This is a genomic window from Streptomyces sp. Xyl84 (genome assembly GCF_059731885.1).
In genome coordinates, this window is record NZ_AP029183.1 from 1,170,250 (window position 1) to 1,191,079 (window position 20,830).

Sequence of the window (20,830 nt, forward strand, 5' to 3'; positions counted from 1 at the left end):
ATGGACATCAACGACGCCATCGCCGGCTGGATCACCCAGGTCATACGGGAACTCGGTGATCCGTCCTCCCTGCACGAGCACGGCCAGGAGCTGGCCGCCCACGGACAGAGGCTGCGTGTCCTGCGCGACACCCTGGAGGAGACCGCGGGGAGCGCGGCCTGGGAGGGCCCGGACGCGCCCGCCTACACCAAGGCACTCGACGGTCACCTCGAACTGATGGCCCACACGGCCGAGGTGCTGGAGACCACGGGGCAACAGGCCCAGGACCACGCGGACAAGACCTGGCTCATCGTCAAACAGGTCATCGGCATCATCCTGGAGATCCTGGAGATCCTGGCCGTCGGCATGGCACTGAGCTGGCTGGGCGGGCTGGCGCTGGACTGGGTGTGGGCACGTGTGCTGCCGCTCATGGAACGCGTCCTGACCGTACTCGCCAGGTTCCGCGCCGCCCTCGCCGAGTTCACCCAGTTCCTGCGCGCCGCGGGGAGTGCCGTGGGCCGGACGGGTGAGCGACTCGGCGAGGGCCTGGGCAAGCTCACCGAGAGCCTCGTGATCGACGTCCTGCCGGCTCAGGCGCGGGCCTACCCGGGCTTCTACGTGTCGCTGGCCGTGCCCAAGCTGCTGAGCGGGCGGCCGGTGGACTGGAAGGGCAACGCCTGGCAGCTCGCCGTGTTCCTCGGTTTCGACACAGGTCTCGGGCTGGCCGAGGGCGTCCTGGAACAGACGGCGCTCGGTGCGGGGCTGAAGCGCCTCATCACCGGGGAGAAGGCCGTCGACGACGCCGCGGCGGCGTCCGAGAAGGAGGCCGCGGGATCCACCAGAGCCCTGACGGAGGAACCCGGCCCCCAGGTGACGACCGGCCCGGCCCGGCCCTCCCAGCCCCCGGAGACCGCGCCGGCCCCGGAGACCGGCATGGCCCTGCGGGAGCAGGCGCCCGGGTCGCCGCAGCCTCGTCCGCAGGGGCGGCCGGATCCCGGCGGGGCGCCCGAGCCGCAGGGCCTGACGCCTCCGGCCCCCGGGCCCGTCCGGCCCACCGAGTCCGTCGGACCCACCGAGGCCGTCCGGGCCCCGGAGCCTGTCCGGCCCACCGAGGCCGTCCGGCCCCCCGAGCCCGTACGGGCCACCGAGGCGGGTCCGGCGCCGGCTCCGCGTCCGGAGGCGGCCCCGGCCCCGGAGGCCACACCCGCGCGCTCGTCCGGGGAAGCCGCGGCCGGTCCCACCCCACCGCCGAGCCCGCGCCCCGCGGACGCCAACGCCCTGAAGGACAGCGGGAGACCGGCCCAGGAACCGGCCGGCCCGCCGCGCGAGAACCCGGGCACGCCCGCCCCGGCGGAGGAGGCTTCCGGTGCGGCCATGGCGCCGGCACCGCCCGCGCGTCCGGCTGCTGTGCCAGCGCGTCCGGCGGGTGAGGCGCCGGCGCCACCGCCCGTCCGCCAGACGGAGGGAACGGCGGGCACGGAGCAGTCCGGGCGTACGGCGCAGAGCACCGTCCAGCCGAGCGGTACGACCGGCGCACAGGCGTCCGCGCGGGGCACGCGGCCGGAGACGGGCAGGACCGACGCCGGCGGTCCCGCGCCCGGCGCGGAGCGCACCGTCACGGAGTCCGGCAGGGCCGCCCCGGCCGAACCGGCGCGGGCGGGCACACCGCGCCAGGAGAGCGCGCCGCCCCCGTCCGGGGCCCAGGGCGAATCCGTGGCACCAGCCGGCACCCGCCTGACGACCGAGTCCAGAGCCGGGACCACCGACGTGCCACGCCCCCACCCGGAGGCCACGCGCAGCGAGGCCGCGCCGCGTCCTGCGGAGCCTGTGCAGCGTCCTGCCGAACCGTCACCGCGTCCTGCCGAACCGTCACCGCGTCCTGCCGAGACGGCGTCGCGTCCTGGCGAGACTGCGCCGCGGGTCGGAGACCAGGCTCCGCGCCCCGGTGAAACGTCGCCGCACGCTGGGGACCCGGCGCCGCGTCCCGCCGAATCCGCGCCGCGTCCCGCCGAATCCGCGCCGCGTCCCGCCGAACCGTCGCCGCGTCCCGCCGACCCCGCGCCCCGCCCCGCCGAGCCGCAGGCTTCGGCGGCGGAGGGGCGGCCCCCGGGTGCGGCCGAGACCGCGCCCGGGACCGGGGCCCCTCGGTCGTCCCTGCCGACCGCGTCCGATGCTTCCGCCACTGCCAAGGGCGCCCCCGTGCCCAAGAGCGGTGAGGGGGCCGTGGCGGCACGGGAAATCCGTGCCGAGTCGCCCTCTCCCGTGCGCGAACAGCGCCCCGGGACGTCCGCGGAGAACGGGAGGGAGGCGCCGGCCGGGACGGCGAACGCGGCCGCCCCCGCGCGTACGGCGGAAGCATCCCGGCCCACCGCGCAGCGGGCGTCGTCGGAGGAGGCCGGTACGGTGCGGGAGGCGCCGGCCGGTACCGCGCGCGCGGATTCCCCGGCACGTACCGGGGAGACACGCACCCGTCCTGAGCGGGCGTCCTCGGAGGAAGCCGGCACCGCGGGCGAGGCGTCGGTCCGTGCCTCGGGCGACGGGGCCGCCGCGCGGCCCGCGGAGGGCCCCGCGTCCGCGACCACCGCGGCGGACGGCTCCGCCGCGACCTCGATGACCAGGGCCGACGAGGTGGAGGCGATCCTCAGCCCCCGCGCGGCCGGCACGCCCGCGAAGAACGGCGCTCCTTCCGACGCGGCGAGCCCGGCCGCCTCCGCGCACCCGCCGGCCGGGACAAGGCCCGTGGAACCGGGGCCGGACGCCGGGAGCGTCCCGTCCGCCGGACCCGCACGGACCGGCAGCCCGGGCGGCGGGAAGCCCCCGGAGCCGGGCGAAGTGCCGGCCGCCCGCCCGGAACCCGCCGGGACCCCGACCGAGCCTGCCGGGGCCCCCGAGCCCGCCGGGACCCCCGGGGCCGGCGGCACGGGAGCCCGGGAGGCGGCACCGGAACCGCGGCCGGACACCCCGCGGCCGCCGGGGGAGGAACCGGGCCCTGCCGGGGAACCGCCGTCGGGCGGCCCGTCGAGGGCGGAGACGGGCGGACCCGAGATGGCCGGGCGGAGCCCCGAGCCGTCCCCCGCCCCGTCGGCGGGGAGCGTGCGCTCGGCCGGGGAGTCCGCGTCCTCGGCCTCCTCCGCACCGGAGCCCTGGTCCACGTGGAGCACGTTCAAGGGACAGAAGTTCCGCGAGGCCCTGTACTCGGGACTCAAGGAGGGCTTCAACGTCACCGTGGGCAACCTCATGACCAACGGTGTCGTCCAGCACCTCACGGGCGTGCGCCTCACCGCCGGCGAGTGGGTCTTCGAGTTCCTCGGCGGGGGCCTCGCCACGCTGCGGCACGGCCTGTACAAGTGGAGTGCCGTCGGCGAGAAATGGGCGTACCGCAACCAGCCGCCGGGCGGTCTGGTCGTGAACCGCTGGCTGTCGGAGACACCCATCTCCTGGGCCTACTACGCCATGTACCTGACGACCAAGGACGCCGTGAAGAACGGTGTCTTCGGCCACCCGGTGTACAGCGAGCTGAACCCCGCTCCGGCCCAGGACTGACCCGCCGGCCGCCCGGCCGCACCCGCACGTGCGGCCGGGCCGCCTCCTGGAAGCCCCAGGAGGCGGCCCGGCCGGCGACCACGTCGCGGACCCGCTCAGGTACGCAGGAGCCCGGAGGGGTCGGGAAGGACCCTCCGGGCCCGCGGGCTCTCAGCAGAAGTCGTAGGACGAGATCTGGTCGTCGATCCAGTCCGGGAGGGTCCACCACCACTCGTAGGCGTGGATCTGGAACACCTTCCCCTTGTCCTGCGCGTCGCTGTAGAAACAGAGCGTGTAGGGCGTGCGGTTCTTCAGCGAGGAGATCGTGTCGTTGAAGCCCCCGTTCCGCAGATCACCGACCTGGGGGTAGGAGGCGGCCCGGCACTCCCCTCCGTAGTCGCGGTCGGCGAACGTGACGAGGACGCCGTCGTGGTCGTGCGCGGCATCGCACTGGTATGCGGCGGGCGCGGCCTGGGCCGGCCAGGCGGTGGCGCCGAAGAGGCCGGCCATGGCCCCGAGGACGAGAAACATGTTCCGGATTCTCCGGATTCTTCGCATGGCTTTCCTCCTTGTGCTGTCCGTCGCCGCCAGGGCCCTGTGCCGTGGCGGGTGGACACGTCCGTTGGGTTTCCCCGGCCGCGCCGGCGGGTGTGCGCGTGACGCGGCCGGCGCGTCCGGGACCGGGTCCTACAGGGGGGCGAATCGCGTCCCGCGGGCGCGCAGCGACGCCAGCGCCGTGTCCAGCGCCGTGACGGTGTGCGAGCGGTCACCGCCGCCGTCGTGGCAGAGGACGATGTCGCCCGCCCGTGCGCGGGCCACCCGCTCCGCGATGCGTTCGGCGGGAGGCCGGCGCCAGTCCTTCGGGTCCACCGTCCAGTCCACCGGGGTCAGGCCGTGGTGGCGTACGGCGGCGAGGACCGACCGTGACCAGCCGCCGGCCGGGGCCCGGAAGAGGACCGGGGTGACGCCGGTCTCGTCCGCCACCACGCGCTGGGTCTCCGCGATCTCGTGGTCGAGCGCGCCGGCGGACAGCGCGGCGAACGGCTGGCGGTGGGTCAGGGAGTGGTTGCCGAGACGGTGTCCGGCGGCCAGGACCCGGCGCAGGAGCGCGGGGTGCGCTCTCGCCCGGGTGCCGACCACGAAGAAGGTGGCCCGCACCCCGTGGGAGTCGAGGACGTCGAGCAGGGCCGGCGTCCAGCGGGGGTCGGGGCCGTCGTCGACGGTGAGAGCCAGCGGGGGTTCCGGGTCCCGGCCACGGGCATGGCCGGCCGGGACGCGGAAGACGGGGCCCTGCCCGAGGACGGGACCGGTCCCCGCGCCGCCGGTGAACCGGGCGCGCAGCGCCTCGCCCCGGCGCACCAGGCTCCACGCCGCCTGCGCCCCCAGGGCCCGTACCGCCCGAGCCGACGTCTCAGGTGCCATGGGACGCCTCCCCGGCGAGGGCGAGCGGGCGCCCGCCACGGCGTCCGGTCGCCAGGCGGCCCACCAGGACGGCCGTGCCGGCGCCCAGGACCTCGGTGACGGTGCAGCACAGGCGACTGGCCAGGGCGGCGGCCCCCGCCTGCGCCCAGGGCAGGTCCGCCGTCAGGACGACCATCAGGACGACCTCACGGACGCCCGCTCCGCCGGGGACGACCAGAGCGGCGGCGCCCGCCGCGGCGGCCAGGGCGAATCCGCCCACGCACAGACCGAGCGAGGCGGCGCCGGAGGCTCCGAGCACCACCGAGATCATCCACAGGTGCGCGCCGCCGACGGCCCAGGACAGTACCTCCCAGACGACGGCCCGGCGCAGGTCGCCGTCCGCCACCCGCAGGTCGGGCGCGGGCCTGCGCAGGAGCTTCGCCGCGCCACGCGCCGCCCGCAGGACGGCACCCGGCCTCCAGAGCAGGGCCGCGAGGGCGAGGGCCACCGGCAGCAGCCACCACGCGCCGTCGCCCATCACCCGGGGGGCGGCGAGGACTCCCACCACGGCGGCCGTGAGCAGCACCACCACCGAGTTGAGGACGTACGCGGTGACCATGCGCTGCGCGGGGACGCCGTTGCGCCGTCCCAGGTGCACCCCGGCCAGGGCGCTCCAGAAGGGGCCGGGCAAGTATTTGCCGAGAACGGTCGCTCCGAAGATCTCGGCGGTGGGCCCCCAGCGCAGGGTGGTTCCCACGCCGGCCAGTGTGCTGCGCCAGGACGCCATGCTCAGCGCCAGTCCGGCGAGGTTGACCACGGCCGAGCCGGCGAGCCAGGGGACCGCGCCCTCGCGGGTCAGCAGATCTGCGATGACCGGTCCGCTGCCGTCCAGGGCCCGCCACATGCCGTACGCGGCACCGCCGACCAGCACCGCGGCCAGCGACCGCCGCACGGGCCGGGACCACTTCCGTCTCCCGGTCCCGGTCCCGGACCCCGGCGTGGAGTCGGTGTCCGGCCCGAGGCCGGATTCGGAGCCGGGCGCGGAGCCGGCGTCAGAACCCGAGCCTGGGCCGGGCGACGCCGCGCGTGGCCCCGCCGGCTTCCGGCCGGCGCCACCGCCTTCCCCGGTGCGGCCCAGGACGGTGGTCACCGACTGCTCGGAGCGCTCGGCCCCGGCCGCGCTCTCGTCACGGCGGACCGCGGTCATCCGGTGCCCCCTTCCGCGTGCTCGGAGGCCGGGACGGGCACCGCGTCACGCGGCTCGCGGGGCGGGCCGGCCGCCGCGGGACGGTGGCCGGCCGGAACGCCGAAGTCGCGGTCGAACCTGCTGCGCAGCCACCCGGTACCGGCCCCCAGCGCGATCTGGAGGTTGACCAGCAGGTGCAGGGCGACGAACAGGGGCACGAAACCGGTCCCGCGCCGTCGCCGGACGAACCGCAGCAGCGGCAGATCGGCGCAGGCGAAGGCCAGCAGCCCCAGGAGGGGAAGCACCGCGAGCGGGGGGACCGCGAGAGCGGGCAGCGTCGCCACGGTGAACAGTGCCGCGACGACCCCGGCCATGCTGTTGGCCCGCAGCGCGCCCGGCCGGCGCCGGTGGGCGGCGGCGAACGGGAGCAGGTACTGGGCCCGGCGGAACTGCTCGCGCAGCATCGGGCCGAGCCGGTACTCCTCGTCGTGGGCGGCCTCCACCTGCGCGGTGAGCAGGATGCGGTAACGGGCGGACAGCCGCTCGCTGTACTCCACGTCCTCGCTGTCGCGCAGCGCGGGGTGGAAGGGGCCGACCTCCTCGAAGACCCGTCGGGGCACCGCCGCCGCCGCGAAGAACGCGGTGGGGGTGGGGCCCACGCCCTTGAGCCGCCAGTGGTGGGCGTGCAGGGTGCGGTACCACTCCACCGGGCCGTCGTCCACGAGGGGTTCGGGGGCGATGACACCGTGCACGCACCCGAGTCCCGGGTCCTCGGCCAGGAGCCGTACGGCGTTCTCCAGCGAACGTGGCGAGAGGGCCTCGTCGGAGTCGAGGAAGAAGAGGATGTCGCCGCGTGCCGCGGCGGCCCCCGCGTTCCGTGCGGCGGAGACCCCCTGGTTGGTGGTCGCGCGCAGCACCCGGCAGCCGAAGCGTTCGGCGATGTCGGCGGACCCGTCGGTGCTGGCGTCGTCCGACACGATGATCTCGAAGGGCGGGAGGGTCTGCCGGCGCAGCGATTCCAGGCACAGCGGCAGCGTCTTGGCGTAGTTGTAGTTCGGGATGACCACCGAGACGCGCGGCGGCGGGGCGCCGCCGGCGCCGTCGTCGCGTTCCGGTGGGGCCGGGTGCGGGCCGGATCCGGTCACAGGGACACCTCCAGGACCTGGGCTCGGTGATCGGACAGGTGGTGCATGTCGTCGAAGCGGTAGCGGTCGACGGTGACCGGGCCGGTGGAGAACGCCCAGTCCAGCCGCCACAGCCCGAGCACGGGGACCAGCTCGTTCCAGGAATGGGGGTACAGGTCGGTGCCGCTGTCCGCGGCGTCCCGCATGGTGCTGCGCAGCTCCTGCATCTCACCCATGGCGGGACTGCTGTTGAAGTCCCCCGCCACGAGGGCGGCCGCGCCCTTCGCGCGCTGCTCGCGCAGCTCCGCGTTCAGCCCCTGGAACTGTGCCGTCCTGGTGCGCTGACGGTCACGCAGCATGCCGAAGACACTGGGGGAGACGAGCTGGGGGCCGGGGTCGATCTGCACGGGGATGTGGACGTTGTAGAGGGACAGGGGCCGGCCGTGCACCCGGATGTCGACGCGCAGCGTCTTGACCGCCCGGTACACCTCCAGCCAGGGCGCGTCGGGCCGGCCGGCGACCGACTGGCCCGTGCCGACCAGCTTCGAGCCGATGACCGGATACCGCGAGAGGGTGATGAGTTCCCCGCGGGTCACGACGTGGTACCCGGGGAACTCGCGGTGGATACGGGCCAGGTCGTCGACCGGCCGGAGGTTCTCCTGCCGGTAGTCGATGCCGTGGAGGTACTCCTGGAGCAGGTAGACGTCGGCCCGCTGGGCCCGCAGGGTCCGCCAGAAGCTGTCCTTGTCGACGTCCTGTCCCCACCAGGTGGTGTTCCAGGAGACGATGCGCAGGTCCCCGGCGGTGGAGGACACGTGGTGGGTCAGCGCGGCGAGCCGGACCCCGTTGCGCGACCAGCTGACGGAGGCGGAGACCAGCGCCAGAGCGCACACCAGGAGCAGCGCGGCACGGCGGGAGGCGAACCACGGCACCCGGCGCCCGGCCACCCGGGAGCCACCGGACCCGTCGGCGCTCGCGCCCGCCCGCGGACCGGGGCCGGCGGCCGGGTCACCGGAGCCGGCGGTGGCCTGCGCACCTTGCCCCTCGGCACCGGCGGTGGCTTGCGCACCGTGCCTCTCGGCACCGGCGGTGGCGTTCGCACCGGCCCCCTGGGCATCGGCGGTGGCTTGCGCACCGGCCCCCTCTGCACCGGCGGGGGCGCTCCGTGCGTCCCGTCCCTTGTGCCGCAGCCCGCTGACACCGGCCCACACCATCAGGAGCACCGGGACGAGCAGGAAGGCGAGGGGCGGCACGAGGTCGGGGACCAGCATGACCCACCACCGGCCGCTGAGCAGCCGCTGCACGAGCGCGAAACAGGTCCAGAGCACGGCCAGGGCGGTCAGCAGCCGGGGGTGGCGGTGCCGGCGGACCCGGACGGTGCGCGCCTTCCGCTTCCGGCCGCCGCCTGCCTGGCCGGCCACCGTACCGGTCGGCGCGGCGGCGGTGGCCCGCACCGCCGCCCCCTCGGCGGGCGTCACAGCGCCGGGGCGACGGACGGGACCGTCCGGTCGCGGTCGTACAGCCTGCGGAACGAGGGCGAGCAGAGCCAGTGCACCACCCCGAAGACCACGCCCACCGCCACGGTGAGGTTGAAGGCCAGCTGGACGCCGATGAAGCTGGGCATGAAGGCGAGGCCGCGCCGGGCGGCGACGAACCGGTACATGCCGAAGTCCAGGCCGATCACGGTGCACAGCAGCAGTACCGGCAGCGCCCAGGCGGCAGGTCCCAGCAGGGCGGGGGCCGCGAGGGAGACCGCCGCCAGCAGCGAGACCAGGCTGGCCCAGGAACGGGAGGCCGTCTCGAAGCCCTTGGCGAACCTCCTGCGCCGGGCATAGAGGGGGATGCGGAGCCGGGCCCGGGTGAAGATCTTGCGTATCAGCGGCCACATCTCGTGGTCGTCGTCGTGGAAACCCCGGATGACGGGGGTCAGGAGCAGGTCGTAGCGCTGGCTCAGCCGCTGCCCGTAGTCGACCTCCTCGGTCTGCCGCAGGTTCGGGTTGAACGGGCCGATCTCCTCGAAGACCTCGACCCGCAGGGCGCACATCGCGGAGATGAGAAAGCTGACCGTGCCCTCGGAGCTGGTCCGCCAGTAGTAGGCCTGCAGGCACCGGCACTCCTCGACGAGGCTGTCCCGGATCAGCGGCTCCGGCTCGTACATGCCGCAGACCGCGCCCGCCTCCGGGTGGGCGGCGAGCAGTTCGACCGCGGCCCGGACGGCACCGGGCCGCAGCGCGACGTCGGAGTCCAGGAAGAAGAGGATGCTGCCGCGGGCGTGCGCCGCCCCGGTGTTCCTGGCGGTGGCCACGCCGCTGTTGGTGCCGGTGCTCACCACCCGCACGCCGTGCGACCGGGCGATCTCGTAGGAGCCGTCGGTGCTGCAGTCGTCCACGACGATGATCTCGAGGTTCGGGTAGTCCTGGTCCTTGGCGGACTGGATGGACAGGCCCAGGGACCGCGCGTAGTTGTAGTTGGGGATGATCAGTGACACCAGTGGTTCTTCCACGGTGGTCCTTTCCGGGTTCTCGGGTCGTGTCGACGGGTTCTCGGATCGCGTTCACGGGCTCTCGGGCCGGTGGCCGGGAGCGGGCGCCCCGGGGCGGGCGCCGGAAGGCTCGGGTCCGTCAGGACAGGAAGGCGAACAGGCCCGCCCATGCCACGCCGCAGCCGATCAGCAGGCGGTCCCTGAACAGGGTCCGCACGGGGTCCGCGCCGCCGCCGCCGACAAGCAGCACCTGGAGGTACCGGAAGACGGCGAAGACCGACACGGTCAGGGTGAGGAAGGCGAACGCGGTGGCGGTGCCGCTCGGTTCGGGGGCGGCCGTCAGGTAGATGCCCACGGCGACCGCGGTCAGCGTGGCGCTGATCATGGTCAGGCAGTCGATGAACTGGACGGAGTACCCGGCGAGGGCCGGCCGGTGCTCACCTGCCACGTCCAGCAGTTCCCTGCGCCGCTTGCCGAGGACGAGCAGCATGCAGCTGCTCAGCACCGTCAGCAGCAGCCAGGAGGAGGGCCGGGCGCCGATGGCCAGGTAGCCCTGCACGGCGCGCAGGACGAAGCCGAGTGCGACCACGAACGAGTCGACGAGCGCCACGTGTTTGAGGTGGTAGCTGTAGGCGAGGTTGAGTGCGAGGTACGCCAGGACCGGCCACGCTCTGGCCGGTGAGGCGAGGGCGACACCGGCGGCCAGTGCGGCGACGATCCCGGCGAGATACGTCCAGGCGGCACGGGGTGACAGGGCGCCCGAGGCGAGCGGTCGGTGGCTCTTGGCGGGGTTGAGCCGGTCACGCTCGCGGTCGGTGAGGTCGTTGAGCACGTAGACCGCGACCGAGGCGAGGGTGAACAGGGCGGTGGCCCACAGGACCGCGGGCGCCGCGTGCACCGCGCTCCGGTGGACGAGCACCGCGGGTACGACGATGACCAGGGGGTTCTTGGCCCACTGGTAGGGGCGGGACAGGCGCAGCAGGGCACGGGCTGTGCCCAGCGCGTGTTTCTCGCCGGCGGGTGCCCGCCCCGGGACGGGGGAGGCGGTGGCCGGAGCGGCCGGCGGGCCGGCGCTGGCGGGTGAAGCGATGGGGGATGAAGCGCTGGGGGGTGAAGCGATGGGAGGTGAAGCGCTGGGGGGTGAAGCCGGGGGGACGGTGGGGGACGACGGACGGGCGGCGGGGGCCACCGGGTTGACACCGTGCATGGCTCTCCTCGAACCGGCGGGAGGGGGGAGTGCGTTGCTGACCCGTTCTCGCGACGGTTCAGAAGACCGCCTTGGCGAGCCGGAGGGCGCCCTGCTGCCAGGGGTCGCGGCTGGTCCGGCCGCCGGCGGGGCCGCTGGTGCCCAGACGCTCGGACCGCCACCACTCGAAGCTGCGGGAGATCGCCTCGCGGTTGGAGTAGCGGGGCTCGAAACCGAGCCGCTCGCGGATGCGGGAGATGTCCATGCAACTGTCGGCGCGGAGTTTGTGGATGAGCCGCATGTAGACCGGCGACAGACGGGCGCGCGCCAGCAGTTCCAGCACCGCGACGGCGGGCCGCATGGGCAGTCCGATGACCCGCTTGCCGTGTCCGGCGGCGTCCAGGACGGTCTGGAAGTCCTCGCGCAGGGTGCCGTACCGGGCCGCGCCGACGTTGAACTCCGTGTTGACCACGTCGGCCGGGGCCTCGGCGGCCAGCAGGATGGCGTCGACGAGGTCCTCGACGTCCAGCATCTGGCTGCGTACCCGGCCGGAGCCGAGCACGGGGAAGTGATGGCCCTCGGCGGCCCATTCGAAGAGCATGGCGAAGATGCCCAGCCGGCCGGGGCCCAGGAAGGTCTTGGGACGGAGCACGGGCACCACCAGGCCGTCGGCCCGGGCCTTCTCCACGAGTTCCTCGGCCCGGGCCTTGGCCCTGCCGTAGGGGTCGATCGGGCTGCGGGGATAGGTCTCCGGCGTCGGGACCTGCGAGGGCAGCCCGTAGACGGAGCCGGTGGAGAGGTGGACGACGCGGGGGACGTCCTGGCTCGCGGCGGCGGCCAGGACCGTACGGGTTCCCTCCACGACGATCGAGTCGATCTGCGCGGTGGCGTAGCTGGGCAGGGCCGAGGCGCTGTGCACCAGCAGGTCGGCGCCGCGTACGGCACGCCGTACCGCGGCACCGTCGCGTATGTCGCACGTCACCAGCCGGCCGGCCGTGGCGTCGGCGCGGTGGGTGAGGTCGAGGCCCACGACCTCGCAGTCGTTCTCGGCCAGCCGCCGGGCCAGCGCGGTGCCGAGCATGCCGCTGCTGCCGGTGATCACCACACGACGGAGCACAGGGTCACCTCCCGCTCAGCAGAGGGCATGGGAATACGTGTGAACGCGGACTGTTTCATCGATGTTTCCGTTCAGTGAATCGGACGGAAAAGCCAGCTCAACACCGGGTGTGAGCCGTGCCGGAGTCGGTCAGACACGTGTCGGAACGATGGCATGGCACTCAGTGCCCAGTGAAGACACGTCATGATCTGATGAGGCGTCAGAAAAATCTTCCGGTCAGTCTGGCGAGCCGGAATTCGCCGATCCGGTCTCCGGAGTCCTGTTCCCCCGCGCCGTCGTGCGGGGGAACAAGTGCGAAGAATGTTCTGGCCTCGGCTGCCGCTCGCACTCAAAGGAGCGGGTGCACCGTGCAGGTGATGCGGTGCGGTGTCCGAAAGACGCTCCGCCGATGCCGTGCGGAAGTCATCCGAAGAGTGGCCGGATCGGAACCGCGTGATCACGGAAGGTCACCTGCCACTTGCATATGTGTGTGTCTCCCGACGTAATGTGCCGAGCCATGGACACCTGGAGAGACAGACGGCTGGGCGGCAGCGACATCAGCACCGGGGCGCTCGGCCTGGGGTGCTGGGCCATCGGCGGCCGGTGGCAGGACCGGGACGGCAACCCGCTGGGCTGGGGAGCCGTCGACGACGACGAGTCCGTGGCCGCCGTCCGCCGGGCCCTGGACCTCGGCATCACCTTCTTCGACACCGCCGACACCTACGGCGCCGGCCACAGCGAGCGCGTCCTCGGCCGGGCGCTGCGGGGACGCAGGAGCGAGGCCGTCATCGCCACCAAGTGGGGGAACGTCTTCGACGAACGGACGAAGACCCTGACCGGCACCGACGACTCACCCGGACACGTGCGCCGTGCGCTCCTCGCCTCCCTGGAGCGCCTGGGCACCGACTACGTCGACCTGTACCAGCTCCATCTGTCCGACACACCGCCCGACCGGGCCCTCGTGCTGCGGGAGACCTGCGAGGACCTGGTCCAGGAGGGCCTGGTACGGGGCTACGCCTGGAGCACCGACGACCCGCGGCGCGCGGCGCTCTTCGCCGACGGGGCGAACTGCCTCGCCGTCCAGCACGCGGCCAACGTCCTCCAGGACGCCCCCGAGCTGTTCGCCCTCTGCGCGGCCCGCGGACTGACCAGCGTCAACCGCAGCCCCCTGGCGATGGGACTGCTGGCGAAGGCGGCGGGAGCCGGGAGCAGGGCCGGCGCCGGTGACATCCGCGCGGTGCCGCCCGCCTGGCTGACGTGGTACGGCCCCGGCGGCGTACCCGCACCCGACTGGGCCCGGCGCGTGGCGGCCGTACGGGAGGTGCTGACGAGCGGGGGACGGACCCTGGCCCAGGGGGCCCTCGCCTGGCTGTGGGCGCGCAGTCCGCGGACGCTGCCGATCCCCGGGTTCCGTTCCGTCGCGCAGGTCGAGGAGAACGCCGGGGCGCTGGAGCACGGTCCGCTGGAGGAGAACCTGATGAAGGAGATCCAGGTCCTGCTGGGCGTGTGAGGGCGGGGTGCGCGGCGAGCGGTCAGGCCGCGCACCCCGGCGACGGTGAAACACATGTGTCCAGCGCCCGGACCGCCGTACCGCGCCCTGGAGGGCGGCGGCGCGGACGGATGCCGGCGGCGCGAGGACAGCCGACTGAACCAGGGGGTCCCACCCATGACAGACGTTCGTGCCATCGATGCCCCGGTGGACAAGTTCACCGAGGACGGGTTCCTCGTCCTCCCCGGCTTCCTGCCGTCCGACCTCGTCGACCGCCTGGTGCCCGAGGTCGACCAGTGGGTGGACTCGGGCCGGCGGCAGGACTCCATCGACGCGTGCCGGCCCGGCGCACGGCCTCCGCTGACCGTGGAACTGAACCTGGAGGCACACGGGGAGCTGGCGGTGTACCCGCCGCTCATGGACCTGCTCGGCCGCCCCGCCCTGCTGGGCGAGTCCTTCGTCTTCCACCACCTGCACAGCGACAGGCGGCCCGCCGGAGCCGCCGGCAAGGACTGGCACCACGACTACGAGCAGCGCCCGCAGCGGGACCGGCGCCTCCCGATGGTCCACGCCCTGCACTACATCCGCGGCCTCCAGCCGGAACAGGGACCGCTCGCGGTCCTGCCCGGGTCGCACCGGCAGGTCGCGGAGAAGGGCGCCCTCGGTCACCGGGGCACGGATGTCCTTCCGGGTGAGACGGTCATCGACAACCTGCCACCGGGCTCCACGGTGATCCTCCACTCGGCGCTCTTCCACACGCGCCGGCCCGCCCGCACCCCGCACTCCGGCGCGGAACCGCGCTACATGATCGACGGCTCCTACTGCCGCACGGGCACCCTGTGGCCGCCGGTCAAACCGTACTGGAGGCAGGTGCTGGCCGTGGCGCGCTCGCGCGGACTGGACGCCGGACGGCCCGAACTGTTCGCCGAACGGCACTTCGGCGAGTACCGGCGAGCCGAGGGCCGCGGGCGGTGAGGGTTCTGCAGAGCCTGCCGTTCGAGGCCGTACTGCGCCGCTTCCTGCGGCACCACACCCACGATCCCGCCGACCCCACCGACTTCGACGACCGGGCCGAACGGCACATCCGTACCGCCCGGCAGGAGTTCCCCGGCCCTTGGCGGCGGCTCCTGCTGGAGGGGCCGGAAGTACGGGAGGTGGTGCTGCCCTGGCACCTGGGCGAGGACGGCGAGAGGGAACTCGTCCCCGCCACCGGACTGACCGTGGCCGAGGCGGCGGGCCGGCTCACCGCCCTGGGCGCCTCCTACGAGCGGACCAACCCCCTGTGCGCCCTGAAACTCGCCCGGCAGCGCCGGGCGGCCCACCTGCCGCTGTTCCTCAGCACCCGCCCGGTGAGCGGCCCCGACCACGAACACCTGACGACCCGTCAGGGACTGATCCACCTGGACGGCCTGCACCGCATGCTCGCCTGGGCCACGACCGGCCGGCTGACCCGCGGCCGGTGGTTCGAGGCGTACGTGGCCGGACCGCCGCCGCACGGCGCGCGGCACGGCGACGGCCCACGCACCGGCGGACCGTCCCCCTCCAGAGCGGAGTCCCCATGAACACCCGTGTACCGGCGCTGCCCGGAACCGAAGGCAGCCGCGCCTGGTTCGAGCGCGCCCGGGCCTCGCTGGCCGGCGGTGTCAGTTCCTCCTCCCGGGCGACGTCGACCGGGCCGCACCCCTACCCGCTGTACATGGCCCGCGGATCCGGCAGCCGTATATGGGACGTCGACGGCAACGAGTACATCGACTACCTGATCTCCTACGGCAGCGCGGTCCTCGGCCACGCCCCCGAGCACCTCACCGAGACGCTGACCGGCGTCCTGCGGACCGGCACCATGTTCGGCACCTGCAACACCGTCGAGGTGGAGCTGGCCGAACTGATCCGCGACATGGTGCCCTGCGCGGAACTCGTCCGGTTCGCCAACTCGGGGAGCGAGGCGGTGCAGGGCGCCGTCCGCGCGGCCCGCGCGCACACGGGACGCTCGAAGATCCTCAAGTTCGAGGGGCACTACCACGGCTGGACCGACACCCTGGCCGTCTCCAACCGCCCGACGGCCGCCGAAGCCGGCCCCGGCTCCGCTCCGTTCCCGGTACCCCATTCCCCGGGGATCCCCCAAGGGGTGCTGGACGACGTCGTCGTCTGCCCGTGGAACGACCCGGCGGCCCTGCGCGCCGCGCTCGACGCCCACCGCGGCGAGCTGGCCGCCGTCATCTGCGAGCCGATCGTCGCCAACAACGCCTGCACCATGCCCGCACCCGGCTACCTGGATCTGCTCAGGGACGAATGCACGGCACGCGGGATCGTGCTCGTCTTCGACGAGGTGTGCACCGGTTTCCGTACCGGACCCGGCGGCGCCCAGGCCATGTTCGGGGTCGTCCCGGACCTCGCCGTCTTCTCCAAGGCGGGCTGCCCATCGCCGCGTTCGCCGGACGGGGGGACGTACTGGAAGCCCTCGCCGAGGGCCGGGTCAAGCACGGCGGCACCTACAACGCCTCGCCCCTGTGCGCGGCCTCCGCACTGCACACCCTGCGCCGGCTGGACCAGCCGGAGACCGTCGCACACATCGAGGAGAGCGGCACACGTGTCATGGAGGCGATCCGCCGCGCCGCGCACGACCGGCGCGTCCCGTGCGCGGTCCAGGGCGTGGGCGCCATGTTCCAGGCCGTCTTCACCCCCGACGGCACACCCACCCGCGGGTACCGCGACCTCCTCACCGCCGACCGGGCCCGGCACGACGCCTTCCGCCACGCACTCCTGGAACGCGGCATCCACACCAACGCCTTCGGCATGGCCTGCTGGTTCGTCCCGGCCTGCGTCACCGAAGCGGAACTGGACGCGACGTGCGAGGCGGTCGACGCCGCGTTCGCCGCGCTGTGAAGCGGTGACGTGCGGCGCGGAAACGGGCCACGGCGCGCGGACCGGGGTCACGGAGGTGTGGAAGCCGGGCGCGGGGTGTCTCAGTCCAGCGCCCTCAGCGCTCCCGACACCGCGTTCTCCAGGAAACCCCGGTCGGCACGCGCGTTCCCCATCACGTGCAGGCCCTGGATGAACGTCAGGAGGAACCGGGCGAGTTCGACCGGGCTCCGGCCGATGGCCAGCTCACCGCGTTCCCGGGCGTGCTCGAGGGCACCCGTCAGCACGGCCTCGGCTGCGGCCATGGCAGCCCTCACCTGGACCACCGTCCCCTCGTGCGCCGCGCGCTCCGTCGCGGCGCCGACCAGCAGGCAGCCGCGCTCGGGCTCCGCCAGGTCGTCGGTGACCAGGGCGAGAAGTAACGTGCGCAGTGCCGTACGGATGTCGGTGCCGCTCCCCATCCGTTGGGCGAGATCGGCGACCAGGCGGGCGCAGTAGTGCTCCAGGGCCCGCGCGTACAGGCCGTCCTTGGAACCGAAGGCCGCGTACAGACTGCCGCTGCCGATGCCGAGCCGGTCTGTGAGCAGGGGCAGCGGTGTGCCGTGGTAACCCTTCGCCCGGAAGAGGCCCATGGCCCTTTCCACTGCCAGGTCGGTGTCGAACGCGCGGGGGCGTGCCATGGCTGAGTCCTTCCTTCGCCGGGGATGCGCATACGGAGGGGATCCGGTGGTGTCCGGCCGGATCCGGACGAGCGCGGAGGACCCCCGGGCCCTGACGGCACACAGGGAAAACCCTCGGAGCCGGCGACGGAACACGGTCCGACTCTGGCAGACGGACCACCCGCAGGCATGAGTCGATCGACTGTCCTCCTGGAGGTGAGCACGGCGTCCACGACACCTCTGCACCGCATATGTGCCGGTGTGTCCGCCCGGCCGGAGCCGGCCGCACTCGACGCGCCCGGCGCCACGGTGCACCATGTGCCGCCGGGACCCGTCGAACGGAACCCGGCTGAGTTTCGGACCGGCAGACACAGGGGCATGCTGCGCGGGTGTTATCAAGCTAGCCTCGACGACAGTGACGGCATCAGCCCGAGGACGAACATGCAGCTGCACCTGAGACACCCACTGGAGCCCGACAGCGCGCCCCGGCACGCAGCTGCCATCGTCGCGACCGCAGCCGACATCAGCGGCGCGGAACTCGACTACACCCCCGAGAGCCTCGATCTGGTGGAGGGCATCGTCGACGGCTTCCGCGCCGAAGGCGCCACGGGCGAGGAGATGGCCGAGTCGCTCGTCGCCTTCGGCTGCTACATCGGCGAGATACTGACCCGCCGGGCCGGGGGAGTATGGCGTCACGTACCCAGGCCCACCCCGACCGCCGCCCCCCTCGTCGTGGAACTGCCCGGCGCCCGCCGGTGCTGTCCCATCGACTGGGTCTTCCACCGCCTCGAATGCGGGGACGACGTCAGCATCCGCGGCCTCTACGCCGCCGCCGACCCCGGAGCCGGACCGGTCGGTGCGCCGACCGGGTGTTAGCATCTGGCCTGCCCTTTCGGCGTCGGACGGGAACGTGAGCGCTGCCGCGCGGCGGCCTGCCCGGCCACCGGACCGAGCACACCGCCGGCCCCCGGGACGCGTGTCGCGTCGGACGGGAACGCACAGCGGCCTGCTGGACGGACGACGGAGAAGGAAACCGGATGAGCACGCGGCCCGGTTCTGACGACCCCCGCCTCCTCGGCCGCGCCCACGAACAGGACCTGGTGGCCACGCTGCTGGCCGGCCTGCCCGGCGGCGGCGGGCGTGTACTGCACCTGAGCGGAGCCCCCGGGACGGGCAAGTCCGCCCTCCTGCGGTTCGCCGCCCGCACCGCGGCACGCCAGGGAGTACGCGTGCTCACGACGTCCTCGGCACCGGCCGAGCGCGACGTCCCGCACGCCGCACTGCACAGCCTCCTGCGCCCCCGCCCGGCCCCGCTCGACGACCTGCCCGCCGCCGGCCACGAGACGCTCGACGCGGCGTTCGGCGGCGACGGCGCCCCGGCCCCCGACCGGCTGGCGGCGGTCGTGCTCGACCTGCTCGCCCGGATCCCGGAACCCGTCCTGGTCTGCGTGGACGACCTCGACCGCATCGACGCCGCGAGCCGGGACACCGTACGGGAGATGGCCCGCCTGTGCGCCGGAACCCGGGTGGCCATGGTCGTCACCGAACGGACCGTGCCCGCCGCCCCCGCCGCCACCCCGCTCACCCCCGACGCGCTCGCCGCCACCCTGGGACCGCTGTCCGAGCCCGAGGCCCGCGCCCTCGTCGAACACGCCGGACGGGCCACCGGATACGCCGAGACGGAACTCGTCCTCGCCGCCGCCGAGGGCAACCCCCTCGCCCTGACCGAACTGTCCCTGAGCGACGGTGCCCCCGGCGACGCCGCCGTGCTCGGCACGCTCCCCGCGACCCCGCGCATGGCCGAGGCGTACGCGCAGGAGCTGGCGGAACTGCCGGAGGCCGCGCGCCGCGCGCTGCTCACCGCCGCGCTCAGCACCTCGTCCCTCACCTGGGACGTGCTGGGCGCCACCCGGTACGTCCTGGGCAGCGGCGACGCGGCACGCGAGGGGCTGACCGAGGCCGTCCGGCGGGGACTGCTCGTCGAGGACGGCCGCCATCTGCGGTTTCCCCGGCCGCTCGTGCGCACGGCCGTGCTGCACCTGGAGTCGGCGGCACGGCGCCTGGCCGCCCACGCGGCTCTCGGCCGCAGCGTCACCAGCCCGCCCCACGCGGCCTGGCACGCGGCCCAGTGTGCGGTGGGCACCGACGAGGACCTCGCCGTACTGCTGGAGGACCTGGCCGGGCAGAGCCGTCCGGGCACCGCCGTCCTGACCGCCCTGGCCGCTCTCGAATGCGCGGCCCGCCTCTCCCCGGACCCGGCCCGGCGGGCGGCCCGCCTGCTGCGCGCCACCGAGCTGGCCTGCGACCACGGCCTGCGCGAACAGGCCCTGCGGCTGGCCCGCGCGATCGACCCGGCCGGACTGGGCGCCTACGGCCGCGCCCTGCTGCTGTGGGTGCACGAACTTTTGCCGGGCAACTTCGTGGTCGGCCGGGAGGGCATCGCGGGACTGTGCGAGGCGGCCCGCGCGGTCGCCGGGCAGGACCCCGCGCTCAGCCGGAAACTGCTGCACGCGGCGGCCCGCAGGTGCTGGTGGCACCAGGCCGGACCCGACGACCGGCGCCTGCTGGTCCGCACCGTCCAGGACCTCAGACCGCGGCCGTGGGACGCCCGCGACATCGCCGTCATGGCGCTGGCGGAACCGCAGTCGGTGCCCGACGAGGACACGCACCGGGTGCTGCGGCAGGCCGGCGGCGAAGACCTCGGCCTGCTCGGTCAGCTCGCCCACCTCGTCGGCGACCTCGGCCGCGCCACGCTGCTGTTCCGGGAGGCGGAGCGGGCGGCCCGCGCCGACGGGCGGTACGGGCGGCTGCCGCAGATCCTCGTGCCCAGGGCGCTGGAGGAGATCTGGCTGGGCACCCAGTGGCGCACCGCCGAGGAACTGGCCGACGAGGGCCGCAGGATCGCCACCAGGACCGGCCAGACCGACTGGGTGGCGCGGGCCACCGGGGCGCTCGGCGTCGTCGAGGCCCTGCGCGGCCGCCACGAGCGGGCGCTGGAGTTCGCCGCGGAGGTCGAGGAGGCCTCCTTGCGCCTCGGCCAGAGCCGGCAGCTGAGCCTCGCCTCGCTCGCCCGCGCGCTGACGGCCTCGGGCACCGGCCGGTACGCCGAGGCCTACGCCCAGCTGCGTTCCATGGTCACCGAACCCTCGGCGCCCTACTCCTACGAGCAGTTCTGGGGCCTGGCCTTCCTCGCGGAGGCGGCGCCGCCGGCCGGTGAACCGGACGACGCCAGGGCCGTCGTCGCGCAGGTCGAGTCCCAGACCCGGACCGGCCGCACGCCTCTGCTCCGGCGGATCCTGGCGTACGCGGACGCGGTGCTCGCCCCCGACGAGGAGGCGGAGAGCCGCTACCGCGCGGCGCTCGGGCCCGGTGTCGAGACCTGGCCGCTGCTGCACGGCATGACCCTCTTCGGACACGGGGCCTGGCTCAGGCGCAGGCGGCGCGTCACCGAATCACGCGAACCCCTCGCCGCGGCCGAATCCCTCTTCCGCGCACTCGGCGCCGGGCCGCGTGCGGACCTGGCGGAGACGGAGCTGCGGGCCGCAGGCCGGACGACGGCCGAGCCCGGCGGGAGCGACGTCTCCCGGCTGCTGTCGCCGCAGCAGCTCACCATCGCCCGGCTCGCCGCCCGCGGCCTGTCCAACCGGGCCATCGGGGAACAACTGCGGCTCTCCCCCCGCACGGTCGCCTCGCACCTGTACCAGATCTTCCCGAAGCTGGGAGTCACCTCACGCGCCCAGCTCGCCGAACGGATCGGCACGGACTGAACACTGCGGCGCCCCTGGCACGGACTGAGCATGTGCGGCGCGCCGGTACGGACAGGACGCGTGTGGCGTGCCCGGCGCGG

General features: G+C 74.3%; 15 protein-coding genes and 1 pseudogene. 7 read left to right on the forward strand and 9 right to left on the reverse strand.

Going from position 1 to position 20,830, the window contains the following annotated elements; translation table 11 throughout:
* On the forward strand, positions 1 to 3,522 hold the full coding sequence (locus AC6I72_RS36530) for a hypothetical protein (protein ID WP_498005970.1): 3,522 nt from the start codon (positions 1 to 3) through the stop codon (positions 3,520 to 3,522).
* Positions 3,523 to 3,672: 150 nt separating this feature from the next.
* Here AC6I72_RS36530 and AC6I72_RS36535 read toward each other — a convergent pair whose 3' ends face one another.
* The 8 genes from AC6I72_RS36535 to AC6I72_RS36570 all read right to left on the reverse strand — a co-directional run bounded on the left by AC6I72_RS36535 (position 3,673) and on the right by AC6I72_RS36570 (position 11,997).
* Positions 3,673 to 4,032: a peptidase inhibitor family I36 protein gene (locus tag AC6I72_RS36535; protein ID WP_498005972.1), complete on the reverse strand. Its 360-nt coding sequence runs from the start codon at positions 4,030 to 4,032 to the stop codon at positions 3,673 to 3,675.
* A gap of 156 nt (positions 4,033 to 4,188) precedes the next feature.
* Positions 4,189 to 4,923, reverse strand: a complete 735-nt coding sequence (locus AC6I72_RS36540; protein WP_498005974.1) for a polysaccharide deacetylase family protein — start codon at positions 4,921 to 4,923, stop codon at positions 4,189 to 4,191.
* Positions 4,913 to 5,854 carry a lysylphosphatidylglycerol synthase domain-containing protein gene (locus AC6I72_RS36545; RefSeq protein WP_498005975.1) on the reverse strand — a complete coding sequence of 314 codons (942 nt, stop codon included), beginning with the start codon at positions 5,852 to 5,854 and terminating at the stop codon, positions 4,913 to 4,915. Before AC6I72_RS36545 ends, AC6I72_RS36540 begins: the two co-directional genes overlap by 11 nt.
* A 251-nt stretch (positions 5,855 to 6,105) precedes the next feature.
* Positions 6,106 to 7,233, reverse strand: coding sequence for a glycosyltransferase family 2 protein (locus tag AC6I72_RS36550; protein WP_498005977.1), 1,128 nt, complete (start codon positions 7,231 to 7,233; stop codon positions 6,106 to 6,108).
* Positions 7,230 to 8,666, reverse strand: coding sequence for an endonuclease/exonuclease/phosphatase family protein (locus AC6I72_RS36555; protein ID WP_498005979.1), 1,437 nt, complete (start codon positions 8,664 to 8,666; stop codon positions 7,230 to 7,232). Before AC6I72_RS36555 ends, AC6I72_RS36550 begins: the two co-directional genes overlap by 4 nt.
* Before the next feature lie 20 nt (positions 8,667 to 8,686).
* Positions 8,687 to 9,715, reverse strand: coding sequence for a glycosyltransferase family 2 protein (locus AC6I72_RS36560; RefSeq protein WP_498005980.1), 1,029 nt, complete (start codon positions 9,713 to 9,715; stop codon positions 8,687 to 8,689).
* 118 nt (positions 9,716 to 9,833) lie between these two features.
* The gene (locus AC6I72_RS36565) at positions 9,834 to 10,901 is read right to left on the reverse strand and encodes a UbiA prenyltransferase family protein (protein ID WP_498005981.1); all 1,068 of its coding nucleotides are present in this window, start codon (positions 10,899 to 10,901) and stop codon (positions 9,834 to 9,836) included.
* 58 nt (positions 10,902 to 10,959) lie between these two features.
* Positions 10,960 to 11,997: an NAD-dependent epimerase/dehydratase family protein gene (locus tag AC6I72_RS36570; RefSeq protein WP_498005983.1), complete on the reverse strand. Its 1,038-nt coding sequence runs from the start codon at positions 11,995 to 11,997 to the stop codon at positions 10,960 to 10,962.
* 496 nt (positions 11,998 to 12,493) lie between these two features.
* Between AC6I72_RS36570 and AC6I72_RS36575 the strand changes: the two genes are divergently transcribed.
* From AC6I72_RS36575 to AC6I72_RS36590, 4 genes and pseudogenes are all read left to right on the forward strand, one after another.
* A complete protein-coding gene (locus tag AC6I72_RS36575) occupies positions 12,494 to 13,486 on the forward strand; it encodes an aldo/keto reductase (protein WP_498005984.1) in 993 nt (330 codons plus the stop codon).
* Between the two features lie 156 nt (positions 13,487 to 13,642).
* A complete protein-coding gene (locus tag AC6I72_RS36580; RefSeq protein WP_498005985.1) occupies positions 13,643 to 14,440 on the forward strand; it encodes a phytanoyl-CoA dioxygenase family protein in 798 nt (265 codons plus the stop codon).
* The gene (locus AC6I72_RS36585; protein ID WP_498005986.1) at positions 14,437 to 15,027 is read left to right on the forward strand and encodes a DUF6309 family protein; all 591 of its coding nucleotides are present in this window, start codon (positions 14,437 to 14,439) and stop codon (positions 15,025 to 15,027) included. Before AC6I72_RS36580 ends, AC6I72_RS36585 begins: the two co-directional genes overlap by 4 nt.
* Before the next feature lie 134 nt (positions 15,028 to 15,161).
* A pseudogene (locus AC6I72_RS36590) lies at positions 15,162 to 16,348 on the forward strand (aspartate aminotransferase family protein).
* 80 nt (positions 16,349 to 16,428) lie between these two features.
* Here the strand turns inward: AC6I72_RS36590 and AC6I72_RS36595 are convergent.
* Positions 16,429 to 17,004 (reverse strand): TetR/AcrR family transcriptional regulator, encoded by a 576-nt coding sequence (locus tag AC6I72_RS36595; protein ID WP_498005987.1) that lies wholly within the window; start codon positions 17,002 to 17,004, stop codon positions 16,429 to 16,431.
* A 420-nt stretch (positions 17,005 to 17,424) separates the two neighbouring features.
* Between AC6I72_RS36595 and AC6I72_RS36600 the strand changes: the two genes are divergently transcribed.
* Positions 17,425 to 17,859, forward strand: coding sequence for a hypothetical protein (locus tag AC6I72_RS36600; RefSeq protein WP_498005989.1), 435 nt, complete (start codon positions 17,425 to 17,427; stop codon positions 17,857 to 17,859).
* Positions 17,860 to 18,020: 161 nt separating this feature from the next.
* Positions 18,021 to 20,750 carry an AAA family ATPase gene (locus AC6I72_RS36605; RefSeq protein WP_498005991.1) on the forward strand — a complete coding sequence of 910 codons (2,730 nt, stop codon included), beginning with the start codon at positions 18,021 to 18,023 and terminating at the stop codon, positions 20,748 to 20,750.
* The last annotated feature ends 80 nt before the right edge of the window (positions 20,751 to 20,830 follow it).